At 59.0% G+C, this 18,992-nt stretch carries 14 protein-coding genes and 1 pseudogene; 5 read left to right on the top strand and 10 right to left on the bottom strand.

What is annotated here, in order from left to right:
• Positions 1-77: 77 nt before the first annotated feature.
• A pseudogene (locus tag AC5ZFO_RS22315) lies at positions 78-326 on the bottom strand (IS110 family transposase); the annotation flags it as partial.
• Between the two features lie 346 nt (positions 327-672).
• On the opposite strand from AC5ZFO_RS22315, the gene AC5ZFO_RS22310 reads away from it, so the two are divergent.
• On the top strand, positions 673-1,008 hold the full coding sequence (locus AC5ZFO_RS22310; protein WP_496122547.1) for a hypothetical protein: 336 nt from the start codon (positions 673-675) through the stop codon (positions 1,006-1,008).
• Positions 1,001-2,014, top strand: coding sequence for a cation diffusion facilitator family transporter (locus AC5ZFO_RS22305; protein WP_496122546.1), 1,014 nt, complete (start codon positions 1,001-1,003; stop codon positions 2,012-2,014). Before AC5ZFO_RS22310 ends, AC5ZFO_RS22305 begins: the two co-directional genes overlap by 8 nt.
• A gap of 725 nt (positions 2,015-2,739) precedes the next feature.
• Here the strand turns inward: AC5ZFO_RS22305 and AC5ZFO_RS22300 are convergent.
• A complete protein-coding gene (locus tag AC5ZFO_RS22300) occupies positions 2,740-3,438 on the bottom strand; it encodes a tetratricopeptide repeat protein (RefSeq protein ID WP_496122545.1) in 699 nt (232 codons plus the stop codon).
• Between the two features lie 349 nt (positions 3,439-3,787).
• Here AC5ZFO_RS22300 and AC5ZFO_RS22295 point away from each other — a divergent pair, with 349 nt between their 5' ends.
• A complete protein-coding gene (locus tag AC5ZFO_RS22295; RefSeq protein WP_306664713.1) occupies positions 3,788-4,801 on the top strand; it encodes a SphA family protein in 1,014 nt (337 codons plus the stop codon).
• A 384-nt stretch (positions 4,802-5,185) separates the two neighbouring features.
• On the opposite strand, the gene AC5ZFO_RS22290 is transcribed toward AC5ZFO_RS22295, so the two are convergent.
• Positions 5,186-7,291 carry an alkyl/aryl-sulfatase gene (locus tag AC5ZFO_RS22290; RefSeq protein ID WP_496122544.1) on the bottom strand — a complete coding sequence of 702 codons (2,106 nt, stop codon included), beginning with the start codon at positions 7,289-7,291 and terminating at the stop codon, positions 5,186-5,188.
• Positions 7,292-7,901: 610 nt separating this feature from the next.
• Positions 7,902-9,368 carry an adenylate/guanylate cyclase domain-containing protein gene (locus AC5ZFO_RS22285; RefSeq protein ID WP_496122543.1) on the bottom strand — a complete coding sequence of 489 codons (1,467 nt, stop codon included), beginning with the start codon at positions 9,366-9,368 and terminating at the stop codon, positions 7,902-7,904.
• A gap of 408 nt (positions 9,369-9,776) precedes the next feature.
• Here AC5ZFO_RS22285 and AC5ZFO_RS22280 point away from each other — a divergent pair, with 408 nt between their 5' ends.
• Positions 9,777-10,613, top strand: a complete 837-nt coding sequence (locus AC5ZFO_RS22280; RefSeq protein ID WP_496122549.1) for an alpha/beta fold hydrolase — start codon at positions 9,777-9,779, stop codon at positions 10,611-10,613.
• Positions 10,614-11,131: 518 nt separating this feature from the next.
• Here AC5ZFO_RS22280 and AC5ZFO_RS22275 read toward each other — a convergent pair.
• Positions 11,132-13,711 carry an autotransporter outer membrane beta-barrel domain-containing protein gene (locus tag AC5ZFO_RS22275; protein WP_496122542.1) on the bottom strand — a complete coding sequence of 860 codons (2,580 nt, stop codon included), beginning with the start codon at positions 13,709-13,711 and terminating at the stop codon, positions 11,132-11,134.
• A gap of 1,001 nt (positions 13,712-14,712) precedes the next feature.
• Here AC5ZFO_RS22275 and AC5ZFO_RS22270 point away from each other — a divergent pair.
• Positions 14,713-15,360 carry a recombinase family protein gene (locus tag AC5ZFO_RS22270; protein ID WP_496122541.1) on the top strand — a complete coding sequence of 216 codons (648 nt, stop codon included), beginning with the start codon at positions 14,713-14,715 and terminating at the stop codon, positions 15,358-15,360.
• On the opposite strand, the gene AC5ZFO_RS22265 is transcribed toward AC5ZFO_RS22270, so the two are convergent.
• The 5 genes from AC5ZFO_RS22265 to AC5ZFO_RS22245 are packed head-to-tail and all read right to left on the bottom strand — an operon-like array spanning position 15,357 to position 18,972.
• Positions 15,357-15,611 carry a hypothetical protein gene (locus AC5ZFO_RS22265; protein ID WP_496122540.1) on the bottom strand — a complete coding sequence of 85 codons (255 nt, stop codon included), beginning with the start codon at positions 15,609-15,611 and terminating at the stop codon, positions 15,357-15,359. The genes AC5ZFO_RS22270 and AC5ZFO_RS22265 overlap by 4 nt on opposite strands.
• Positions 15,568-15,861 carry a hypothetical protein gene (locus AC5ZFO_RS22260; protein ID WP_496122539.1) on the bottom strand — a complete coding sequence of 98 codons (294 nt, stop codon included), beginning with the start codon at positions 15,859-15,861 and terminating at the stop codon, positions 15,568-15,570. The genes AC5ZFO_RS22265 and AC5ZFO_RS22260 overlap by 44 nt, the downstream gene beginning before the upstream one ends.
• Before the next feature lie 54 nt (positions 15,862-15,915).
• Positions 15,916-16,575, bottom strand: a complete 660-nt coding sequence (locus tag AC5ZFO_RS22255; protein WP_496122538.1) for a hypothetical protein — start codon at positions 16,573-16,575, stop codon at positions 15,916-15,918.
• On the bottom strand, positions 16,565-18,379 hold the full coding sequence (locus AC5ZFO_RS22250; protein WP_496122537.1) for a DUF927 domain-containing protein: 1,815 nt from the start codon (positions 18,377-18,379) through the stop codon (positions 16,565-16,567). The genes AC5ZFO_RS22255 and AC5ZFO_RS22250 overlap by 11 nt, the downstream gene beginning before the upstream one ends.
• A complete protein-coding gene (locus AC5ZFO_RS22245) occupies positions 18,376-18,972 on the bottom strand; it encodes a hypothetical protein (RefSeq protein ID WP_496122536.1) in 597 nt (198 codons plus the stop codon). The genes AC5ZFO_RS22250 and AC5ZFO_RS22245 overlap by 4 nt, the downstream gene beginning before the upstream one ends.
• Positions 18,973-18,992: the final 20 nt, after the last annotated feature.

Here is an 18,992-nt window from a genome sequence, read left to right as displayed (position 1 = left end):
CGTCAGCTACCAGATCAATCGACAACTCTCTGGGTGGATCCTTCCTCCACTGGTAATACGCGCCGTCGGGGCGCACCGTAGGGCTTCACATAGGCCGGAGGCATCAATCGCACTGTATGCCCCAACGCCTGCAGTTCGCGGGACCAATAATGGGATGACGCGCAAGCCTCGATCCCCACCAGGCACGGCGGCAACTTCTCAAAGAAGGACAGCACGAAACGGCGCTTGAGCTGGCGGCGGTTCACCACCTGACCGGCTGCATCGACGCCATGCACTTGAAAGACCGACTTCGCGATATCCAGACCAATCGTTGAAATTGCCTGCATAGGCTGCTCCTCCGAATCGTGGGAGCCCCAAACGGCGCCCACTCCTTGGCACTATCGTGCCCGTGGAGGAGCCGTCCACAGCATCAAAAGCGGCCGTCACCGCCGCCTCCAGCCTACGGCGCCTTCGGGGTTTGCGCGACAAGATCGCGCTCGACGAATTGCCGCCTGAGCCCCGAACTTGCCCCGCGGTCATCCGACCTAACTGTCTCAGCGGCCACGGGAGCAGTCTGGTTTTGCCGATCCTCATGGCAGCGCGGTTGCAGGAACGGACAGGAACCAACGGTGATGCCGTTCGTTCTTGGGGCACCGCAGCGCCGTTGTCGCTCCGGTCTGTCGGAGTTCGTCCGTGTTCCTCTCTGGTTGCAGCTGGGTTGGGAGAAAACAGCTGTATCAGCCAGCGCTCCACCCGCTTCATGCTTTTCTGCTCGGAGGCGCCGCGTGCTTCCTGGTCAGCGGCTTCCTCAGTGACGGGCCCTGTTACGCGAGCTACGAAATCCAATGGAAGAACCTCGCCTCCTGGCTCATTATCGGTGGCTTGGTGTTCGCCAGCTTTGCGCTGTTGTGGGCCTTGATCGGCCTGATCGGCCCTGACAGGGGCCTTGGACGAAGCATCCTCTACTGTCTCCTGCTGTCGCGGGCATCGATTGGCTGTGCGGAGTTCCGCCGGAAGCACCATGGCTGAGGTTCAGGCCACTCATCACATCAGGACGAATGTCGTACTGTATACCGCGCTCGCTGCGAACCTCGGCATCGCTGTCGCCAAGTTCGTCGCCGCCACCATCAGTGGCTCGTCGTCCATGCTGTCGGAAGGTATCCATTCGCTAGTCGACAGCGGGAACCAGGTTTTGCTGCTCTACGGACAGGCGCGAGCGAAACGGCCGGCGGATGCCCATCATCCCTTCGGCTATGGGCGCGAACTCTACTTCTGGGCATTCGTCGTCGCGCTTCTGATCTTCGCCGTAGGTGCCGGCTTTTCCATTTACGTAGGTTGGCTTCACATCCTGGACCCCGAGGAGTTGCGCAATCCCACCCTCAACTACATCGTCCTGGCCACCGCCTTCCTGCTCGATGGCACATCTTGGATCGTCGCGGTGCGCGCCTTCAACACAGGTCGGTCCGGCGCGAGCTGGTGGTCGGCCGTCCGCCGTTCAAAGGATCCGGCCGGGTTCATCGTGCTATTCGAGGACAGTGCCGCCCTGCTTGGCCTGATCATCGCCGCCATCGGCATTTGGACCAGTCAGCGGCTCGGCGATCCACGGATCGACGGCGTTGCCTCGATTGCGATCGGCCTCGTCCTTGCCGCCGTCGCCATCCTGCTGGCGCGGGAAGCGAAAGACCTGCTGATCGGCGAGAGCGCCGATCGCAATCTGATAGCGACGATGTGGGACATCCTCGCACGCCGCCGCGAGATCGTCGCCATCAATCACGTTCGCACGATCCACACCGCGCCGGATGCGATCTTCGTCGCGATCAGCGCTGACTTTGACGATGGCCTGATGATGGGCCAGGCAGAAGCGCTAATCGAAACGATAGAGGTCGAACTGAAGCAGGCGCTGCCCGAGATCAGCTCAATTTATATCCGACCTGAGAAGCATGCCGACGCCGTCAGGCAGGAACGCCCGCGGCACACGGGGGACACAGGAGCCGATCAATCTCGAGCGTCCAAAGTGGCTGCTGACGGCAACTAACGCAGCGCGCAACAGATGAGCGGCGCACAAGTCCCTTCTCGACGCGCGGGAGCCACTAACGAGCGTCACTTCGGGTCAGATGTCCGCTGCGGGTCAAAATGCGAAGAACTCAGGGTGAGCAAATCTAGTCCGCTATGCCCGAATAACCGGACCCCCATCAGACTGGGCGTTACTTCGCTGATGGGCCATCAACGGAAATGAACGCACTCATTCGATCACCTCGTCGGCTGTGGCGAGGAGTGTTTTTTCGCGGTCGTGTCGTGCTTGGTGGTGTAGGTGCGTTCGGCGGCGGCAACGCCCTCGCCCGCATTAGCGCTTTCACCTGCCGCCAGCGCCTGTGGGAATCATGGGCCCATAGTAGGCGCCCCAGCGGCCCCACACATCGCGGCTCCCGTACCCACTGAAATTGCTGTTCGGATTGCCATATTTCGGATGCGAGACGACTGACGGCGTAGCATCGCTATGCATGGGATGGGTCCTGACGTTTGACTTGTAACGAACTGCGTGGGCAAATGCACAGGTGCTGGAGAGCGCGAACGCAGAGGCTAGTGCCATTGCCGCAAGCTTCATGGTTGTCTCCTTTGTTGTCTAGATAAGAGACAACCGCACCATCACCAGTAAAACTTTTGTCAGCTGTCGATGTGGCCGAGGGTGCCATAGCGCTTCAAAGCGGAGCTGACCGCGCGGCATTCGGTTGCAAATTGGGGGACGGGCTGCAGACTACTTTAGTGAGGAGTTGGCTGCGTAGCTGGCTTCCAGGCGCGTGCGAGCTTCTGCGCTTCGTTTATCTGAGCCGGGGTCATCCTCCGTTCGGCCATTTCTAGAGTCTTGGCCGCTCTTTGCTCACCCTGCGCCGCCGCTAAACTGAACCACATGTGGGCACGGACATAGTCCTGCGCCACGCCTCGGCCTTCGGCATACATGACCCCAAGAAAGAGCTTGGCGACGGGATGGCCTTGCTCGGCAGCCCTCCGAAACCAGATCATCGCCTCACTATAGTCCTGCGGTACGCCTTTGCCGTTTGCGTATTGGTTCCCGAGTAGAAACTCGGCAATGGCGTCACCTTGGTCCGCAGCCTTCCGAAACCACGCTACTGCTTCGGTATCGTCCTGCGTCACGCCTCGGCCGTAGAGATACACGGTCCCGAGGTTGGATTGGGCAGGGGCGTAGCCTTGCTCTGCAGCTTTCCGAAACCATAATGCTGCGACAGAATCGTCCTGCTGTACGCCCTGGCCGGTCGCATACATTAACCCGAGATTGAACTGGGCAACGGCGTTGCCATCATTGGCCAGTGGACGAATAAGCCGCAGGGCCTTTTGGTAGTCGCCTCTGCTATGCGCCTCGACCGCATCCTCGAACGGGCCAGCGGTCACGGGCGCAGCAAGGTACAGCACTAGAACGATGGCGGTGAGCGTGTGCTTCATAGTCGGCAACTTCGCTCTCATTGGCCACTATGACAACGGAACCGGCGCCAGGAAAGATCATCCACGGCGATATCCCTGCTAAAGCGCCTGTGGCTCTTTGGTCGCAATATTGATCTTTTCTCTGGCAAATTCAATCCTGGCCGAATTCGCATAGCGAGTCCGCCATCTCCAGGCGTAAGATTTCTTACACGCTGAAGTTTATTGGAAGGCGACGCATTTGCCGCCCAATTTGCTAGCTAGGGGGCACAATATGACAGCGAGCATTGCACTGACCGCGAAAAGCGGGCGGCTTATCTTAGCACGTCGACGCAGATTTGGCTTTGCTGCAATTGTTTTGGCGCCCGCGATCATGTTTTTTTCCCATAGTGCGATGGCCGATGAAGGCGGTGTCAGCTTCTGGGTCCCCGGTTTCTTTGGAAGCCTCGCAGCCGCTCCCCAGCAACCGGGTTGGTCACTGGCTAACGTCTATTATCATACCTCATTGTCAGCAGGTGGCGACGTTGCGCGCGCCCGTGAATTCACGCTCAACCGTGTTCCCGCCAACGTTACGGTAAACGCAAATCTGAATTTGCGTCTCAACGCCACTGGCGATCTTGGCTTTGTGATCCCGAGCTATGTATTCGCGACGCCGGTACTCGGCGGCCAGGCGGCGGTGTCTCTCGTGTCAGCCTATGGTGTCGTAAGCACTACTCTGGCAGGCCAGTTGGCGGGGAGCATAACAGGACCGGGCGGCGGTAGCCTCCCATTCATGCGATCTGATAGCCTCAACAGTACGACCTGGGGCTTTGGTGATTTGATTCCACAATTCTCTCTGCGTTGGAACGCGGGCGTCCACAACTACATGACCTACATCACCGGCGATATACCGGTCGGCGCTTACGACTCCAACCGCCTGTCGAATGTAGGTATCGGGCACGGCGCAATCGACGCAGGCGGTGGCTACACTTATTTTAATCCGGCGACCGGCCATGAGTTCTCAGGTGTGCTTGGCTTTACCTATAATTTGAAAAATACTGCAACACAGTATCAGAATGGCGTCGACCTGCACTTCGATTGGGGTGCATCGCAATTCCTGACCAAGCAGGTTCAGGTGGGTCTGGTGGGCTATGCCTACAAAGAAATCGGCTGCGACAGCGGCACAGGCGACCGCGTCGGATGCTTCCAATCGCAGGTGTTCGGCATCGGGCCACAGTTCGGTTACGTGTTTCCGCTCAGTCAAGACCTCCAAGGTTACATCAACGTCAAAGGTTACGGAGAATTTGGTAACTCGGCTCGCCCGGCTGGCTGGAATACCTGGCTGACATTTGTCATCTCACCCGCGGCGGCGCCTCCGCCAACGCCGAGGCGGATGATTACTAAATAGCAGCGGAGCGAACCATCGCTAACTCGATGTCCGAATTGGGTCAAACGCGGCGTTTGAGGCAAGGGTGGCGCCGCGTCAGGTTCGCCGCCGATAGCCGACTTCCGAATTGGCTCGGCGTCGTTCAGCTAAGGGCCGATAGTGTTGCAAAAGTCGAAAGTTGCAGCGCTCCAATTTTTTTGGCGAAAACCTCAAGCGCAAAGAGGTCGATGATGCGCATAGCCTCAGTCGCGCTACCGAAGTCCCCCATGAATTTTACGCAAGTCGACGAGGTCCCTCGGATCATTATATGAAGAACGCGCCAGCGGCCCTTAGAAACATCTCCTGCAAAACGACTTTTGCAACACAATCGGCCAGAAGCAGCTCTTCCAGCGCCTAGCCCAGCGTTCAGTCAGATTCGACGAGATCGCGAACCTCAAAGGGCTTCGGCGCGGGTGTTGCCGCCTTTGCGGCGGTGCCCGGCAAAACCTCAAAGTCCGGCGTGAACCGAACAAGGATGGAGCGAAGGCGATCGAATCCACTCCGATCGCCCTCGAACCGAGCCTTGCCGGACGCGAGCAAATCATCGAATGACGCTTGCCCCATCATCACCTGATTGAGATCGGCGCGATTCACGGTCACCGTCAAGTCCGGGTTCTTCGCCGAGAAGCCCTTGATATTGGTGAGCGTCGCATTGCTGAGTTCGACTCCGTATTGCTCGCCGTTGTCCGGCGTCACAAGATTGAAGGTCAATCGCATCCCCTCTGCCTTCTTCGGATCCATGCTAATGCCAATGAAGTCGAGCCATTGCTCAGTCGACATCGCCCGCACGACGTCCGGGCCGGTGCTTTTCGGCGGGACGCCTCCCGGCAAGCCGTTGCGCAATTCGAACGCACCCTGGAGGAAGCTGTTGCGTACGCTTGTGCTCTCCGCCCGGTAGCCAAGCTGCTCGTAGGCATCGGCGAGCAGCCGTCGCGCCGGCTGGTTCTGCGGTTCGGCAAAGATCAGCTTGTTCAGGATCTCGGTGGCGAGCAGGTACTTGCCTTGCCCCATCAGTTCTTCACCCTTGGCGACGATCTTCTCCGAGCCTCCCATCATCTCCACATAGAGCGGCGCGGAATCCTTCGGCGACAGTGGAATCAGGTTAACCGGATTGCCGTCGTAGTGACCGAGGAAGCGGTTGATCACCGCACGCGCGTTATTCTGCACATCGCCGTGGTAACTGCGAGCAGGCCACTGATCGCGCAGGCTCTTCGGTACCTCGTACACGTTTTGGATCTCGTTGATCGTCACGCCCTGGTTGGCATAGTGGAGCACCTGGTTATTCAGGTTCGCGTAGGTATCGCGTTGCGCGCGGAGCACTTCTTGAATGCGCGCATTACCCCAGCGCGGCCAGCTGTGCGACGCAAACATCACTTCGGCCTCCTGCCCGAACCTGTACAGCGCCTCGTTGATCTCCTTCGACCAGTTCAGCGCGTTGCGCACCTGTGCACCACGCAGCGTGTAGATGTTGTGGATCGTGCCGGTAACAATTTCTGAGGTCCAGAGCGCCTTGAACTGCGGGAAGTAGGTGTTCATCTCGACTGGCGCCTCGGTGTCGGGCGCGTTCTGGAACACCATGTTCACACCGTCGAGCGTTATCTCCTCGATCTCCTTCTTGACCAGTCGGTTCGGCGCGATCAGGCCCGTATTGCCGTTGGCCACATTCTTGCCGATCGCCTGGTCGACATGGCCGAACGGACTGCGCTGCAGCAACGTCGCGTACTGCCATTGCGAGCGGCGCGACATCGCGTTGCCGGCGAGGACATTCTCGGCGATCGCCTCCTGCAAAAAACCATCTGGCGCGATGACCATCACCTTGCCGCTGGCGACATCGGCCTCGTCGGCTACGCCGCGCACCCCACCAAAGTGGTCGACGTGGGAGTGCGAGTATACGACCCCGACGACCGGGCGCTTGCCCAGCTTTTCATTGATGAACTCGAGCGCCGCGCGCGCGGTCTCCTGCGCAGTCAGCGGATCAAAGACGATCCAGCCCGTATCGCCCTTGATGAAGCTAATATTGGCAAGGTCGTAGCCGCGCACCTGGTAAACACGGCCGGGGACAACCTCGTACAGGCCGTAAGCCATGTTCAGGATGGCCTGCCGCTGCAGCGAGGGATGGATGCTCTCGAAGTCCTTGCCGGTAAGGAGCCAGCCGTAGCTCGCCATGTCCCACGCGACGTGACCGGCATCGGCCATGATCTTTGTGTATGGAGGCTCGGCAATGAACCCTCGTTTCGCCTCGTCGAAATCGCGCTTGTCGGCAAACGGAAGCTCGGCCTTCTGGCCGTTGCGCAGCTCGATCGTGAACTTCGACGGCGGCTTTCCGAGCGGGTCAAAGTGCGCGGCCACACTCGCTCCGCCGTCCGAGGGAAGCAATGAAGCGCCCGGGGTTTGGCATTGCGCGCCAACGCCAACTGACAGCAAACCGGCAAACACGATCGGCCCGCGCAACCATTGAACAATTCTTGTCATTTGACCCCGCTGATGCTGAAACGGTGGCGACTACATTCTCAGACGTGCATTCAGCCATGGCGCGGTATTGTTCAGCCACGCGCCGACGCCTTTTCGCTTCCGCAGCATAATCCACGACACCCCCGCCGGAGCCCCTGAGGAAGCGTGCAGCCGATGCTACTCGGTCTCTGTTGATCTACATCAAACGTCCGTGAGTTTTAGCTCCCGAAAGCAGATCCTCAAATGTCATCTTTGGGTCTTGGCTGTGTGAAAACGCCAAGACGCGTGATGGCGATAGAAGAAGTTATTCGTCCAAGACCGTCCTAGCCCTCCAACTCGCAAGCGCACTCAGCTTAAAGAACGAACTGAAGAATGTAATTCTCGCCGCGTTTCGATCTTTCGCGTTTTTACACAGCCAGGGTCAAAATGCGAAGCACTCAGGTTGAGCAAATCTGGTCCGCTCTGGCGCAGTGAGCGGACCTCCATCAGACGCGGCGCAACTTCCATGATGGACCACTTCCGGACTCATGTATCGCAGCAACGAGCTTAATAATTTTCCAATCGCTCGGTCAGCGCGACCGAACCAAAAGGCCTCTCCGTGGCAGGGTCACATTGAGCTGAGGCAAAAGACCTACGTCCGGATCATCACGCGATAGACTTGCGCGACGCCCTCTACTCCGCGTAGCGGTGCGGCGAACTCCTCGACATCGCGTCCTGTGAGCAGTTCGCGAACGCCCGGTGCCGTGTAAAGGGCCTCTGTTAGGCAAATTTCGCTGGCATCCGCGAAAGACTGCACACGCGCCGCAATATTAACGGTCTGACCGAAGTAGTCGAGATTCTCGTTGAGGGTCACGGCGATGGATGGCCCACAATGCGCACCCATCTTCAAGATAATGGCGGGCTGGCCATGCTCCCGGTTGAACTGGCCAATCACTTTGAGGATATAAAGCGCCGCAGCTACACAATCAGCCGGTCGGGAAAATGCGGCCATCACCGCGTCGCCGATGGTTTTCACGATTGATCCTGCATACTGATGCGCCGCCGCATCCAGCAGGGCGAAATGTTCTCGCACCAAAGCGTAGGCATTGAGATCCCCGAGTTGCTCATAGAGAGCGGTCGAGCCTTTCAAATCGGTGAACAGGAAGGTCACCTGGCGTATGCCAAGCGCTTCCGCCTCGTCCACTCGCTCCGAGCGGAAGAGCTTTCGAAACGTCTGGCGCGCGAGCAGCATGCCACCCGAGACGTAAGGATCGAATTCGAGCGTTGGCTTCTCCGGCATCGCCGCAATCTCGGGTGGCCAGTTGATAAGAAGCAAGGAGCCGCGCTTGGAGCCGGTGTTCGTAATCTCCAGGACGGCAGGACCAGGCGGCAACGCCGAAATGGCGGGCATGAAACGCTGGCCGTCATACATGATACGAACAATGGTCGGACTATCAGGAGGCCGTTTGGCAGCCGCAGAGCAGTCCATAACCGGTAGCATGAAGCCCGCCTGTGTCTGTACGTTGACACCTGAAAGGGCCCCGAGTCCAATCTCTGCTTGCAATGTCGTCGTCACGCCGGACGGCAGATATGTCATGCCGCGTACAAGGCCGCGCAGAACATCAATAAACCGTAGCTGCCCGCCGGGTAGCCGTCCGGTATTCGCAAACTTCACTTTCCAGTGCAAATCTTCGATCGAAAGGTTGTCGAGATCGTGCACTGGGAGGCGTCGTACTTGCGGAGAGACCGTAAAAGAAACTTCAATGAAATCGTCAAGGTCGGTGTGGCCATCAATATCGCACAGACCACAAACAAAATGGCTTCGCAAGGACTGCAGCTTGCCGAAGCTTTCCAGCACTAATCCTGAATGGGGACAGAGAATGTCCCAGTGCATATCGAAAAGCCCAGCGCGAGCAGCGTGGAGGAAGAGATCGATCGACTCGGGCTCAGTCACGCTCCGGTCGCGTGCAAACGCTAGCGGGTTGGCGCGATAAACATCAGCCTCATCACCGCTGCGGATCAGCGTTTCGAATTTTGAGATGACGCGCGGGCTCCAAGTGCGGGCCTGCTCGATCTCGGTCATTCTGCTTTCGAGAAGCCGTTCGTCAATAGATGTCATCGCCTGCTCCCCCAAGGATGGCGGAGACGCCAGTCTATCGAAGACCGCCGATGTCGCCTAGCTACTCAAGCGAGCCGTCAGGCAGCACCAGTAGTCTTAAATGTCCACTTTGGGTCTTGGCTGTGTGAAAACGCCAAGGCGCGTGATGGCGATAGAAGAAGTTATTCGTCCAAGACCGTCCTAGCCCTCCAACTCGCAAGCGCACTCAACTTAAAGAAACGAACTGAAGAATGTAATTCTCGCCTCGTTTCGATCTTTCGCGTTTTTACACAGCCAGGGTCACAAGCTGACGAAGCGTCGGACGGCGCCGCAGGTCGTCTACGGGCCAGACTCGGACCTTGGTTGCGAGATGGTGCTGTGATATCCTCTGATTGCAATCCGCTGATAGTCGGAGCTTCCTTGAACAACATGGATCATCTTGTCATGACGGAAAGTGGAATTACTCGCCGTCGCATCCTTCGCAATGCTGCAGTTAGCGGTCTCGTGGCAGCAGCGGCCTACGGCGCGATGGGCGCCGCCCGCGCCCAATCGCCGCGAAAGACCTTCGTCTTTGTCAGCGGAGCTTTTTGCGGCGGCTGGATATGGCGCCGGGTCACTGACCGGCTCGAACAAGACGGGCATAAAGTGTTCGCTCCGTCACTCACGGGTTTAGCCGATCGCTCGCATTTGCTGAGCAAGGACATCAATCTGGACACCCACATCGCCGACGTCGTCAACCTGATCAAATGGGAAAATCTCGAGAACGTCTGTCTCGTCGCGTGGTCCTATGCAGGCTTCGTAGGCTCGGGCGCACTCGAGAGCATTGGCGACAGAGTCTCATCGGTTGTATGGCTCGATGCTTTCATTCCGGCCGACGGACAAAGGGTGGCAGACTTCGCAGCCGAGGGGGTTCGCAAATCCGTACAAGCGGCCGTCGACACGGGCGAGGCAGGCGTTCGTGGATTAACGAAGATATCGACCGCCGCTATCGTTGCCGAACCCGATCGGGCATTCGCTGAATCCAAAGCCACTCCCCATCCGGTCGGTACCTATCTCCAGCAGATCAAGGTTTCCGGGGGGCTCCAGAAGGTGTCGAAGAAGACGTACATCCGCCTTCCTAAATTTCCGCAGCCGGCCTTTGATAAGGCACTGGCAGACTGCAAGAACGACAAGTCCTGGACCACATTCGAACTGCCGGACGTTGGGCACATGGCTATGCTCGATGCACCAGACCGCGTGAGTGAGCTGATACTGCAAGCCGCGTGAGATCGATCCCCCTCAAAGTGAGACGTCACACTGAAACATGCGTTATGCCCGCTGGCCATGAGCCTCTGATGGTGACTATCTTCGCATCGTCTTCTCTACCTCCAACAACAGACGTGCCGACGGCCATTATGATCTTCAGCTACGGGCCACAAGCTGACGATACTATCGTCTCCAATCTCCGCTCCAGCTGTGACCGCGACTTCCGGTTTAACCCAATGAGCAGACATTATTGACGCTCGTCGGCATGTCGCAAACGGGCCGATATTGTTGCAAAAGTCGAAAGTTGCAGCAAATTCTTGGCGAAAACCTGAAGCGCAAAGAGGTCGATGATTCGCATAGCCTCAATCGGGCTACCGAAGTCGCCCGTGGATTTGGCGCAAGGCGATGAGGTCCCTCGAACATTACACGAAGAACGCGCCAGCGGCCCTCAGAATTTTGACATCTCCTGCAAAACGACTTTTGCAACACAATCGGCCACGAGCTGAAGTCGCTGCGCCTGAGAAACGTTGAGGCCGTTCTTACCAGCTGTAGCGGATCATACCGGTGCCGGCGTAGGTCGATGAGTGCGCGGCGAAGTCGCCATCAAACTTGGCGAGCAGAGTGATGCCGTTGGCGAACCGAAGCTCTGCACCGACCGAGGCGAGCGCGCTGTCTTTCGCCGGGACCGCCCCGTTGACGATGAAGCTCGCGCCCGGCAGCGCCTGGAACACCGGCATGAGCGTGGGATCACTCACCCAGTCATGCGCCCACGCAAGCCGTCCACGCAGCGTCAGCGCGGTGTTGGGATCGAGAAGCAGCGCCCGGTCGAAGCGCGCACCAAGCTCGCTCCTGGTATCGGTCGCGTCGCGCGAACCGAACGCGAGGGCAAAACCTCCGGGAACGGTGCCAATTTCGTTGTAGCTCGGCGTGTGGAAGCTCTGCGCCTGCACCGCCGCATAGGGCGCAACTCCGAAATACGGCGTCTCGAATCGATAGCCGCCTTCGAGCCGCCCGCCGTAGCTCTGCGCGTTGAAGTCGGCCGTTAGATGGTCGCCGCCAAAAGCGAAGCGGTCGGTTGACATCCAGTGATTGGTGAAGGCGAAGTCTGCGGCAAGATAGGCCGCGCCCCAGCGGGTCGCTCCATAAACGCCAGCCTGGACGGCGTCGCTTCTGCCGCCGCCAAGCCCTTGCGAGAGGCTCCAATTGGTGCCGCCCCCGGCGATTGCAAAGCCCACCACGGAATTGGGCGCAAGGCGGTAGTCGAAGCCGCCCGCGAAGCCTGCCGTGCGTGCCGACAGATCATGGCTGCCGATCACCACGGGGTCGCCGCTGGTGTGGTTGCCAGCGCCATAACCGCTACCCCACACCGTCCAGCGCGGCTCGTAGATCGGCGCGGGTGCCGGGGGTGCCTTGGTGTACATCGAGGCGTAGGCGAGAGCCGGTCCCGACAGCCGGGGTTCACATTCGGGCCCGACGCCGAGCATCGGTTGGTCATTGCGGCCAACGCCGCAACGGCCATCGACGAAGGGGTCGAGCATCAGGTTGAGAAACTGGCTGCCGAGTTGGAACGCTGCGGTCTGTGCGCCAGTCGCGGGCTCGCCGGAAATCTGATCGAGGGCATTGTTGAGATTGTTACCAGTGAGGCCAAAGAGCGGCACGAAGGCCGGCGGCAGCGCACCGCCGTTGTTGAAGAAGTTGTCGATTGCGCGGCCGACGTTGAGCTGGTTGCCCGTGAAAAACCGCTGATCGGGCGGAGACGGTTGCTCGGATGGCGGCAGCCCCGGCACGGTCGGAATTGTCGGCGGCGGCTCCGTCGGCGGCGTACCGCCACCGGAACCCGGGGGTTCGGGAACGAGGCGCGCGCGCAGGCGCAGGACTGCTGTGTTGTCGAAGTAATCCACTCTCGCTCCGAAGCCGGCCGGCAAACCGCGCGTCTCGAAGGCCTCGAACGTACCCACGAGCCCGCCGTTAGCCGTCAAAATGGGGTAGTTGTTCGTGATATAGGCGCCCGGCGCGAAGACAGCCGCTACCGTGCCGGCGAGCGTGGCGGTACCGCTCACAATGGTATTCGAGGCCGTCGTGGGATTGACCTGCACGATGTAGAACGCGCCCGACTGGAACGCCAGACTGCCGGCGACGTTCAGCGTGCCGATCGTTCCGACCGCACCCGGAGCTAAAAACCCGCCGGAATTGATGGCGGTTGAGCCCACCGTGCCGCTGCCAAGCAGCGCCGCACCGCTGTTTACCGTCGTCAGGATGGATGGCGCGATCGAGCCGTTCACGATCAGCGCGCCGGCGTTCACGGTCGTTGTCCCGGTGTAGGTATTGAGGCCGGACAGCGTCAACGTGCCACTGCCCGTCTTAGCCAGCGAGCCGCCGGCGCCGACGATCAGACCGCCGACGGTGGTCGATAGATTGTTGCTGCCAACTGTCAGTGTTTTGCTGGGAATTACGTAAGTGCCTGCGCCCTCGATCGATCCGGCTGTGATCTGATTGTCGCCGAGCGGCCCCGACGTGAACTCAAAAAGGACGTTCGCCCCAGCATTGGTGATCAATCGAGCGTTGCCGGCGGTGCTGTTGTCCGTAAACTGCGTCACACCATTCGTGGTGATGGTGGCGTTGCCAGCCGTGCTGTTGTTCGTGAAAACTAAATTAAAGTTGTTCGCGATCGTAGCGTCGCCCGCCGAGCTGCTGCCAGCAAAAGTTATGGTGCCGCTGTTGGTGATTGTGGTGTGTGTGCCAGTGCCCGCAGTGCTGGCGTTAGTGAACACCAAATTGCTTAGGGGCGAAGTGGTAATTTGCACGCCGTTCGGAGCAACGAAGATGCCCTCGCCAGTAAATGTCAGGCTGCTAAAGGGAGCAAGACTGAAAGAATAGGTCGGCGCAACATTATCGAAGATAAATGTGCCGACGCTGTTTGCGGCACCCGGACTGAACGCCAGGTTGAAGATCGTGGACCTTCCGAAGAACGCATTGAGGGTCGGCACCGTGGCAGGGTTCCAGTTGCCGGCGGTATTGAAATCTCCCGAGCCGGGATTGAGCCGCCAGTCCGCAACCTGAGCATGAGCCGGAATCGCCGCGAAAAACGTGGCGATTGTCGCCGTATACAGCACACGCATTTCACGGACCCCGGCAAGGGCCCCCGCCCATGACGAATTACATTTCCGTGATAAAACGGTGGAGACGCGGAGCGCCATAAGTGTGGCATACGACCAGCGCAATTGCAGTTTGTGGCTTGGTGTTGCGAGCTTGCCACAATGTAGGCCGGGTTGCTTACCAATTCTAAAAACGACCGGTGTGGGTCATTCGTGACCGGGTCGCGCCAGTAGCGCGTCCGGCCAAGTCCGAGATGCCACCGAAAGCGGAAGTAATCTAACTCGTCTGTGCGCGCCAATGAGTCCGTGCCAACTCGCCAGCTACCGTCTTCGCGAGGGAGCTTTCTTTGTTTGCCACCGCCCTCGAAGATTTGCCTGTGTAACCGGTACCGGTACCATCTCGCTTTCGATCCCGGCTAGCGCCCCCGGGGATCCCCCACCCTCAATCAGCGACAGCTGTCCACCATCTCGGCCTGATCGAGATCGAGCCTAGCCCGCGCCTCATCACCGTATTCCGGTTCTCAACCCGCTGGCGCAGGTCGAGGCCAAGCGATTAATGGAGGTGGCACGCGAGGTGAATCCGCAGTGACCGATACCGGTACTTGGTCGCTTCAATCCCAGCTGAACGCCCCGGGGGTCACCCTCCCCGTCAGCAACTGCTGTCCACCGCAGGGCCGCCAGAGGCGTTGGACAGATGCGTGTGGTGGTCTGCCTATTCATTGATGCGCCTGCGGTTCATACCACGCAGCGCGCTCTCCAGCGCCTCTAATGCGCACGGAAACTCGAGTGTGGGAAATACCGCCATCAAGAAAAGACGTGCAGTAACATCGGACCAGAGCCTACGAGATCACCGGCACTCGTGACCGGGCATCAGTCTGCAAGACTAAGCACTCGCTGATACAGCAAAAATGAATCGCTGCGATTCCGAAAACGCGGATCGTGCAAATTCTAAACGGTGGTATAGCTAAATACATCGATTTTCATAGAGGTATTCCGTGACTCCCGAACGACCGCTTGTGACCTACATGCGTGTTTCCACGTCAAAGCAAGGTCGCTCAGGTCTTGGTCTCGACGCGCAACGTGCGGCGTTGGTCCACTTTGCCCAAGCCGAGCGCTTCCACATCGTTCACGAGTTTGTCGAGGTCGACTCGGGCAAGGGCCACGATGCCCTGGAGCGCCGTCCGCAGCTTAGGGCCGCGCTGGCGCTCGCCAAGAAGCACAAGTGCCACCTCGGTGTCGCCAAGCTGGATCGCCTCAGCCGCGACGTACACTTCATCAGCGGGCTGATGGTGCATCGGGTGCCGTTCCTGGTTGCCGAGCTCGGGGCTGATGTCGACCCGTTTGTCCTGCACCTCTTCGCCGCACTCGCGGAAAAGGAACGCACGTTGATCGGATCGCGCACACGCGCGGCCCTCGCTGCGGCGAAGGTGCGCGGCGTCAAGCTTGGTAATCCGGGCCTTCGGGACGCGCGTGAGCGAGCCGTCCAGCAAATTCGGCGAGCTGCCGATGCCCGCGCGCTCGAGGTGATCCCCCTCATTCAGCAAATTCAGCAGACCGGGGCCACCTCGCTGCGCAAGATCGCCGATCGGCTGAACGCTCAAGGAGTACTGGGACCCCGTGGTGGCACGTGGCACGCGACCAGTGTCAGAAACGTCTTATCTCGCGGGCCCTAAGATTTCTCTGGCCCCGCGGCGCCACGATCCTGGCTCTCGTCAGCCAGTTCATCATCGAAGACAAAGTCAAAGATCACGACATCCGCGTCCCGATCCTCGGGGTGGACGGCATAGTGACGATCGCGCGCCACATCGGGGTCTTCGTGAATGCCTCGACGAATCTGCACGACCTTCCATGGACGCGCGTGGCTCTGGCTCTCGATTCGGTCAACTGCTTGGGACAATCGGTTGATGAAGGATGCGGTGACCATTTTGGTTGTCCATGTTTCGCGTCAGCAAGGCTAGTCGCTGTTGAACGTCGGTCAGCATCTCCGCCTCAAGGCAGGCGCGGATTTCCTTCAAAGCATAGATAAATCGGGTCATTTCGTCGGACGGGATCTTCCCGTTCAATCCAAGCCGATAGAGCCTCGCCATCTCCCCGCGCACCGCACCAAGCGTGTCCAGCGCCATCGCATTGCGCGGGGATAGCACTTCGGCTTTTGGTTTTTCGGTCAATGACATCCGACCTGTTCGTTGGGGTTGAACCCAGCATATAATCCATCGCAATCGTGGATGTTACGGCAACGTTCCGGTCAATTCAGGTAACAGTGAAATAACGATTGCTCCACCGGTCTTAGGGCGTTGATAGGTTTGAATCGTGTTCGACACCCTTTGTATTGTCGCCGTCTGGCTCGTAAGTGCGAGAACCTCGGCACCGTTCAGGATTGGGATTAATCCCATCACGTCAAATCGCGCGGCCGGCGCGATCGGATGGACTCCGAACAGATCAAGCGAAGTCCACCCAAGCAAGTGCGCTGCACCGCCCCAGCGCGTCAGGAAGTTCTCGGCGTCGGAGAGCAAGGCACGCCACTGCTCGTGCGAGAGCCAGTCAGCCGGACCGCGCCGATCGAGCCGTTCCAAAATTGCATGCCATTCGGCAAGGATACTTCCCTCAATTTCCACCGGTCGGTCGATCCGAAAATGGGTGGGGACAGTGGGGACACTGGGGGCACCTTCCGCAACTGTCTTTAAATGTGAAGTTTTGTTGTTCCGTGTCGCTGAAACGTCGTGCCCCCAGTCCAATGCCAGTGGGGACATCGCTGCTTGCCTAGTGGGGACATAGAAATAGCCGTGCGGCCGAGGCTCCTTTGATTTGTCCCGACTGCCACCAGTGTCCCCACTCATTTTGATCAGGCTCACAATCTCGCGGGAGAACGCTTCCAAGTCATGCTTCATTCGCATCCTCCAGAAAGGTTGCGCGAATATGGTAGAGCCGTCGTTTCCCGTTTCCGGGAACACGAACGCTTTCAGCAAGATGCGCGCCTTCGCGTCCGACGAGATAACCTTTCTGCTCTAACATCGTCGCTGTACGCCGCGGGTCTAACCCAGCACAAACTTCTTTCCAGGCGGCTGTCGTGATGTAGTAATCCCACCCCTCGGCCACCAGTTTCCGGAAGCCAGCCACGTCGCGAGTTGGGATAGACTGTCCCACTTCCCAAGCCGGGATGAAGCGTGACATGCCATGGGCGAACAGGAACGACCGTACCTGTTCTATGCCGTCACGAACCTCCGCCGCATCGTGACCACCCCGCGCGAGCAGCCAGTCATTGAAGCATTGACCGGCCGCAGCAACTGCCTCGCCGGGCTGCCACGGCACAATTCCATACTGTTGAGCAAGCTCGCCGCCGACAGCGATCAGAGCAAAACGCTGTGCCACCCGTTCCACCTGACCGTCCGCGCCAGCAGGCACAACCTGTTCAGTAAATGCCTCCATAATTGGAACGATCTGTTTCTTTACCTCATCAATGTCGGGCACGATAGCTTTGAGAAGCTCTCTGGCCGCAACACCATAGTGCTGCCTAGTTGCATCTCGCAGATACCGCGCAAACGCTTCGCCGGACGGAAAGCCGTGAAGGTTTTCGAACATCCCAATTCCGACACCAGGATCGGCGGGGACGTCAACGACCCGCACTTGTTGGCCAGCGGTTAGCCGCCGCCCCCGACCGTCTTCAGCGACCTTATCGGCTAATCCGATCTCACCCGACGACAAGAAGATCGTTCGCCATTTGGCCGCGCGGCGCATTGAGCCGTCGCGCGCACTGCGCATTTTTCCGGAACCGTTCGCCAGCATGTAGGCGACTTCACCTGCGTCCTTGGGCGCAAGCTGCGAAATCTCATCAAGGCAGAGCAGCGTATCGCAATGCAATGCGGCCACACCCTCGATTCCGTTGGCTGTCGCGCGCCATGATCGAATATAGCCATTGGCGTCACCGCCACCCCATACGCTGCCAGCAACATGCAAAGCGGTGCTTTTGCCGATGGAGGATGGCCCTTTAAAATGAACGCCGCCGCCTTCTGCCGAGCAAGGCCCGATCAATGGTCCGGCGAATGCCGCCGAGATCGCCAAGACTAACCGACTATTACCAGTTGCGTACCTCGCGATTTCTTGCTGCCACCTTTCAAGGCGGCCCGACTGCCGAAAGCAGTGTCCGAGGACGGAGGCGTTCTGCAGCAGCAAAGTTTCGCGTTCGCCAGCACCGAAACAGGCCTCGGGCAACACGAACGAGTTGCCGTGCCAGCCGACGTGCGGCGTCGCCTGACATCGGCATGACGATCGAACTTGGAGCAAGAAGCTATTTAGCAAATCTCGGGCCTTTCGATTGGGCGCAATATACAGTCCGCCATCCAACAGTATGCGGCGGGCCTCTGCGCCATCACCAGCTAAGCTGGCGCGCGGCAATGCATATTGATGATCCCGGCCGTCGTGATCCTTCCAATGCAAGAGCACACCCCACGACGTCCCGTCCCCATCACGAGTCTCTGCAACGACATCGAACCTGGACGCGACGAACATAGGGAGCGTCTCAGACCCCTCTTGGGGGTCCGACCAAAACAGCCCTTGGTCGGTCAAACTGTATCCGAGCGGTATTGTGGGGCTAATACCATCGCTTGGCTCGACCGGCGCCACGCAGGCGGATGTGGAACGTAGCTTTTGCTTGCGCTCCTCCTTCTCGGCATCCTTTAGTAAGACGTGGGTCATGCCGCCACCGTGGGTTTCGGAACCAGAATGTGCGGCGGCTGCACACGGAGGAGTTGTTGGAGCTTCCGGCCATGTTCAGGCGATGAGGCGATAAGCGTTCCGACCTGCCGCAACATGGGTGCGGCGCGCTGACGGTCGAGAACTACAACTCCCTGTCTTTTTGCGCGGAACCAATCCAAGGTGTCACGGTGGACTTGGAGTCCGCCGTCCAATTGAGGTGCATTGACGTTGTCCTCGCCCAGCAGAGCAGCGCGGCCAAACCAAGTCGCGGTCTTGCCAGTCGCGGGTTGCCAGGCACAGACATCCTGTGGGTCACCGAAGGCATCCCAACAGACGAACGTCAGAGCGGATTCTGCAGGATAGTCTTTTTTGTATCGGCCGAACTCGAATGTGCCGCGCGGGAGGAAGACGACAGCGTCCAGCCGGACGTAGTCAGACCAGCCGACCCATGTCTGGAAAAGGTTAATCGGGCTGACGTCCCGGTCTCTAAACCAGTCCAGGGTGGCCATGTCTATAAAACGACCCTTCCCCTGCTCAGCAAGGATGCCGAGAGGATCGTCGATATCGAAGTTCTGATACGGGTACGTGGTCATTGGGAACCCATCGGGCGTGC

It is taken from the genome of Bradyrhizobium sp. Unk1, assembly GCF_059512345.1.
The sequence above is the reverse complement of the archived record's forward strand: the minus strand, read 5'-3'. Positions and strand labels throughout refer to the sequence as shown.